At 42.9% G+C, this 6,263-nt stretch carries 4 protein-coding genes; all 4 read right to left on the bottom strand.

Annotated features, from left to right (window positions below; all coding sequences use genetic code 11):
* Complete coding sequence (locus tag HWQ41_RS07715) at window positions 1-1,869, bottom strand: hypothetical protein (protein WP_292761186.1); 1,869 nt, start codon at window positions 1,867-1,869, stop codon at window positions 1-3.
* 26 nt (window positions 1,870-1,895) lie between these two features.
* Window positions 1,896-2,957: an S-methyl-5-thioribose-1-phosphate isomerase gene (gene mtnA / locus HWQ41_RS07720; RefSeq protein ID WP_292761187.1), complete on the bottom strand. Its 1,062-nt coding sequence runs from the start codon at window positions 2,955-2,957 to the stop codon at window positions 1,896-1,898.
* A gap of 79 nt (window positions 2,958-3,036) precedes the next feature.
* Window positions 3,037-3,621, bottom strand: coding sequence for a GNAT family N-acetyltransferase (locus HWQ41_RS07725; protein WP_292761189.1), 585 nt, complete (start codon window positions 3,619-3,621; stop codon window positions 3,037-3,039).
* 103 nt (window positions 3,622-3,724) lie between these two features.
* Window positions 3,725-5,632 carry a 1-deoxy-D-xylulose-5-phosphate synthase gene (gene dxs, locus HWQ41_RS07730; protein WP_292761192.1) on the bottom strand — a complete coding sequence of 636 codons (1,908 nt, stop codon included), beginning with the start codon at window positions 5,630-5,632 and terminating at the stop codon, window positions 3,725-3,727.
* Window positions 5,633-6,263 lie beyond the last annotated feature (631 nt).

Below are 6,263 nucleotides of genomic sequence, written 5' to 3' on the forward strand. Positions count from 1 at the left end.
CTACTCCACTGTGATGGAGGGGCCAGCATCTTCAGTCCAACCTTCTAGTCGATAGACTTTTCTCGGCTTGGTTAACTTGCTATTCAAGTGAGTAGCAAAATCATCTTCGGATGTAGCTATGATTAATTGCTTGTTTTTCAGTACGTCATTCAAAACACCAGCCAGCCTTTCTTTATGTGCTGGATCAAGGTTTTGAGATGGATCATCTAAAACCATGAAGTTGATATTGTGAGTTAAATTGTTAGAGGTTGCTAATCCCAGAAATATACTCAATGCTGCACAGTTAATGTCGCCTTTATTTAAAATCCGCAAGGCAATTTCAGTCTCTCCCTTTCCAACTGCCATCACTTCATACTTGTCCGAATCTATTTTGATATCTGGATAATCAGTGCGGACAGCTAATTGACGATAAATGTTGGAGATTAGATTTTTGGTGGATTCTATTTTCTCTTTGGCAGAAGTTCGGAGTACATCTTCAATAGCTTCCCCAATAGTCACTATAGAGTCGCAAAGAGAAGATAATTTCTCGCGTTCGGATTCAAATTGCTTATATTCAGGGCTATCTTGGATCTCAAATAGCTTTTCAACTTCTTGTCGCCGCTGGAGTATATTGGTAATTCGTTTGATATCTTCTAGTTGTTCTTCAATGATGTCAATCCGATGATTTCCTTGCTGAATAGCTTGTCGAATCTCTGCTAAATCTTTACTCACCTCAGTAATTGCTTGTTCGAGTAAAACCAAAGGATCTGCCTCCTCGGAAAGTTCTGTTTCCAAAGCTACTGCAATCGCCTTTTTTGCATCTCGAACATCTTGACGTTTGTCTTCTAAGTCGCGTTGGAACTGCTCAAATTTCTTGATAACTCCCGACAAGGCTGATAATTCTGTTTCAAGTCTGCTTATTTCTGTTTCAAACGGTTTTATCTCTGATTGCATTTCCTTTTGTAATGCTTCTATTTGCTGCCGAAGTTTACTAGGAGTAATTTTATTAGAACAAACTGGACAGTGCGACTCGGTATCTTGTCCAGAATCCAAAAACTTTAGTGTCTCCCTAATCACCCCTGCCTTGTTGTTGATTGTGTAAAGCCGTTCCCTGACTACTGGTAGATGTTCGTTCTCAATTTGGTTTTTCTTAGCTAATACAGATGAGAGAGTTCCGTGTTTATCTTTAAATTTCTGAATCTGCTGATCTTGTTGCTTTTCAGCATTACGCTTGCCATCGAAACTAACTTTCAAACGAGTTAGTTCATTTTCCTGACTGAGCAAGGCTTTCTGCCTTTCAACGTCCGGCTGCTCATTGCGTAGCTTTTTGATAGCTTGCTTGCCTGATTTTAAAAACTGTTCTAAGTCTTCATTGGTCTGATATTTAGGCAGCATTGGCAACAACAAACTATAGTCATTAGCAAACCTCTGCATTGTTTCAGCAACAGTTTTACAACGGGACTTTGCCCCGTCTAGTGTTAGTTCTTTTTCTGCAATGTCATGGCTCATTGCCTCCTCTTTAGCAGTAGCTAAGTCTCCTTGCTTAATTTTTTTTGCGGTTTCTATTTTGTTATGAATTTGGGCATAATCCTGATCAATTTTCTTAAATTGGTCGGTGGCTTTAGCATTTTTAATCCCTTCGGCAAGATTACGCCAATTCGTTAATCCCATGAGCCTATCAAGGGCATTACGCCGTTCTTTGGGTTCTTGGACGAGTAATGCATTTATCACCTCTTGATGAAGATAAATACAACTCATATAGTCACTTAATTCGACACCAAGTAACACCGCTAAACGGTTTTCATCTTCATGAAGAGTTCCATCCTCGGTTTGATAATAGAATGATGGTTTTCCCCTTCGCTTCCGATCGCAACGATATACTTTGAGCAATTCCCCGTCGTCCCGCTCAATAGATGTTAAGCGACTTGCTTTAGCTGAGATTTTACCAATTCCCCTGGTGCGATCGCTCCATTTTCTGTAATGATGGCTGTAATCAACTCAGCCGGAGTCACATCAAAAGCTGGGTTGTAAAAATCTACACCCGCAGGTGTGAGAATGGTATCGCCAACTTGATAGATTTCAGTTGGATCGCGTTCTTCAATGGGAATTTTGCTGCCATCGGCTAATTCAAAATCAACGGTGGAAAGGGGTGCAGCCACAAAGAAGGGGATATTATGGGCTTTAGCTGCGATCGCTAAACTATACGTACCAATTTTATTAGCAGTGTCGCCATTAGCAGCAATTCGATCAGCACCCACAACTACAGCATGAATCAAACCCTGTTTCATGCAATGGGCTGCCATATTATCAGTAATTAATGTCACGGGAATACCTTCTTGGATACATTCCCAAGTGGTGAGTTTTGCGCCTTGTAAGCGGGGACGGGTTTCGTCGGCAAATAAACGTTCTAAACGTCCTTCCCTCCAAGCCGAACGCACAACACCTAAAGCAGTGCCATATCCAGCGGTAGCTAGCGCCCCAGCATTACAGTGAGTAAGCAGCGTCAGCTTTTCTGGGGTAGTGGGCAAGACTGCCAAACCATTGTCACCAATTGCATGACAGGTTTGCAAATCTTCAACGTTGATTGCTTGGGCTGTTTGGAACAGGGTTTGCTTAATCTCTTCTACTGTTCCCAGCGTTTCGTAGGCGGCTGTCATCATCCGGCTAATTGCCCAAAATAAATTCACCGCCGTCGGACGAGTAGAACGCAACAACTGGGCTACTTTATCTAAGTGTTGCAAAAATTTGGTGCGATCGCTTGTGGCAATTTCCCTCGCACCAAGATACATTCCATACGCCGCAGCCACACCGATTGCCGGCGCACCTCGCACAATCATGGTTTTAATCGCCCGCGCCATATCTTCACTGCGATGAATTTCTACAAATGTATATTCGTTGGGTAAGCGAGTTTGGTCAATTAATGACACCGATTCGTTGTGCCAAATAACGGGATAAACCTGGTTTGTAGAAGGTGTCATAGAAAGAGTTGATTAATAAGCATCAAATCGCTAATTAGTGCTTGTTAGCACTTTGGTAGTTTAACACGCTACATTGATGTCAGCTAAAGGATGAAGTCTGCCAATCTTTTCTTTCAATTGCCAATAAGTTTTCTTCCACCCACTTGCCATGCTTCTGAAAACCCTGTGGGATATAGCGAACAAATTTCATCCCAATCCTTTTTAATACTTTCTCACTACTCCTATTCCATAAAGCATGGTACGCTTCAATACGATCTGCTGCCAAAACCGTGAAACCAAACTTGATAATAGCTTGAGCGGCTTCTGTCATATAACCTTGACTTTGGTGTTCTGGATGTGTCCAAAAACCGAGATTCCAAATCCGAGCTAATTCATGATTTTTTCTAATAGAAATTCTACCGATAAATGTACTCGTACTGGCACATTCAATTGTGAAAGTATAGGCTGAATCAGATTCCCAAGATTGCAAACTTTGTTGAAGGTGTTCGTGAAGTTCTTCGATGAATTGTGGAGGTTCCCAAGGCATACCATCGTTAAACCCTAGAAACTGCGTAGCCGAAAACACGTATGGAATATCTTGGGAAGAGACACATCTGAGGATACAGCGCTCAGTCTTAATTCGATATGTTATGGGTATTTTCATGTATTCAAAGCTAATTTTCATTAGTTGCCTAGAGAAATTGATACTCAAAAAAATAACCTCTAAAACAGAGGTTATTTTCATAAGATTATTCTAGGAAATAGACGATGTACTTAAACAAAATTAACTAAACTACAGCCGATACTTGCTGCTTAAAGAAAGCTTGCAACACTCTCTCTGCTATTTGATGGCTAGTTAAACCTAATTCTGTCTTAGATTCATTCGGTTCAGCATGATCTACTAACACATCTGGTACACCAAATCGCTTGACAGGAACTAGAATATCTGCATCTAGTAAAGCTTCCGCGATCGCACTACCAAAGCCACCCATGATACAACCTTCCTCCAAGGTGATAACGCGGCCGATTCTCTTAGCTAAAGGCAAAATCAACTCGGTATCCAAAGGCTTAACGAAACGGGCATTAATTACAGTTGCTTCAATGCCGTGTTCACTGAGAATTTCAGCGGCTTGCATTCCTGGATAGACCATTGTGCCATAGGCGACGATTAACACGTCATCGCCAGTACGCAGAATTTCTCCTTTGCCGATTTCCACAGGTTCCCAACCTTCCTCCATCAGGGGGACACCGTAGCCATTGCCACGAGGATAACGCATAGCGATCGGCCCACTGGTATGGTTAACACCAGTTACGATCATGCTTTGCATTTCTGCTTCGTCCTTGGGTGCCATCATTACCATGTTGGGAATGCAACGCAGATAGGCAATGTCATACATACCTTGGTGGGTGGGGCCATCAGCACCGACAATTCCTGCCCGATCCAAGCAGAAGAATACTGGCAGGCTTTGGATGCAGACATCGTGAATTATCTGGTCATAGGCGCGTTGCAGGAAGGTAGAATAAATAACGGCGATCGGGCGCATACCCTGAGTTGCAAGTCCCGCAGCTAGCGTAATCGCGTGTTGTTCAGCAATGCCGACATCAATATATTGATTGGGCAATTTTGCTTGAAGTTTATCTAAGCCTGTCCCCGTTGCCATCGCCGCAGTGATCCCGATGATTTTCGGGTTTTGTTCGGCAAGTTTCACCAGAGTGTGAGAAAAGACTTTGGCATAAGCCGGGGGTTTGGGTTTAGTGGAAGGAATCGCTTTGCCAGTTGCGACGTTGAAGGGGCTTTGGGCGTGGTAGCCAACTTGATCTAGTTCGGCAATTTCATAGCCTTTGCCCTTGACTGTTGCTACGTGTACCAAAACTGGGCCTGGGATCTGATGTGCCTGTTGAAAAGTGGCAATCAATTCTTCGAGATTATGCCCATCCACTGGCCCAATGTAGGTAAAGCCGAGTTCTTCAAAAACTGCACCTACCTTGGGAACAGCCAAACGCTTCATCCCTTCTTTGATGCGTCCGAGTTCGGGAGACAGGGATTCGCCAACGAAGGGAATTTGCTTTAACTGTTCCTCCAGATTATCTTTAATAAATTGCACCGGTTGGCTGAGGCGCATTTTGTTGAGATAGCGGGGAATTGCGCCGACGTTGCGAGATATGGACATGTCGTTGTCGTTGAGAACAACCAACAGGTTAGTTTTCGGCATGTGTCCAGCATGGTTGATGGCTTCTAAAGCCATACCGCCAGTCAGTGCCCCATCGCCAATCACAGCAACGGCTTTAAATTTTTCTCCTTTTAAGTCTCGCGCTAAAGCCATACCCAATGCCGCTGAAATACTTGTAGAAGCATGTCCAGCGCCAAAATGGTCAAACTTATTTTCACAGCGTTTGAGATAACCTGCAACTCCGTCTTTTTGTCTGAGGGTGTGGAAGCGATCGTAACGTCCTGTAAGCAGTTTGTGGGGATAAGCCTGATGTCCTACATCCCAAATCACTTTATCCCGATCTAAGTCCAGTGTCTGGTAAAGTCCTAGTGTTAATTCAACAACACCCAACCCTGGCCCCAAGTGTCCACCATTAACTGCTACCGTTTGGAGATGCTTATCTCGAATCTGACGGGCAATCTGTTGCAGTTGGCGAACAGATAAACCGTGCAACTGATTAGGATGGGTGATTTCGCTCAAATGCATATTATAGGGTTTTCCTCTCTAACTTCACGTTTTCGGTATTTTGATTTTCCCACGGTCGGGTTATCCACATAATCAAACTCTTACATTGTTACTAAGTTGTAGTGGAAAGTATAACTTCGTAATTGATAATGGTGAAAAATTTGTTACCTATTAACAATTCGTCAAAATGAGCTTGCAATCAGCTAAAGTCATAACACATTTGTCAATCAGTAATGCTACTTAAAAAGACTCTATGTTCTGTATAAAAAACCAAGTTTTTTAGGGGAATTTGCGGGAATTCACTAGAGCCTATCCCACTAATGTAAAAATGTGGAAATCTGCTTCTTGCTTGAGTTGGGTCTATCACTTGATGGCTGGACGTGTTGATTTGCTCTTACTGGTAAAGTACTATAGCGATCGCTGTCAATAGTAGAAGTAGTAGAGTTTGAGCAGCAGCAAGTGTTGGATTTCCTGATTGATAAAATGAGGCGTTGAGCAAGCGATGGAGGCGGAGGTTGCTTTTTTTGTCAAGCCTGCGTTTCCGACACTTCTATTCTCCCTCAAAAATGAATCGGCAAGATGTTGTTAAAAGTTTGAGTAAAATTTTGTACCCTACTCGGAACTTCAGATATAGCAGGGGACTGGGGACTGG

Source organism: Nostoc sp. NOS(2021) (assembly GCF_017115025.1).
Lineage (GTDB): Bacteria > Cyanobacteriota > Cyanobacteriia > Cyanobacteriales > Nostocaceae > Nostoc.

Bases quoted from the DNA above. Each gene is read 5' to 3' on its own strand.
- HWQ41_RS07725 (WP_292761189.1), bottom strand. From the start codon at position 3,621: ATGAAAATTAGCTTTGAATACATGAAAATACCCATAACATATCGAATT.
- mtnA (WP_292761187.1), bottom strand. From the start codon at position 2,957: ATGACACCTTCTACAAACCAGGTTTATCCCGTTATTTGGCACAACGAA.
- dxs (WP_292761192.1), bottom strand. From the start codon at position 5,632: ATGCATTTGAGCGAAATCACCCATCCTAATCAGTTGCACGGTTTATCT.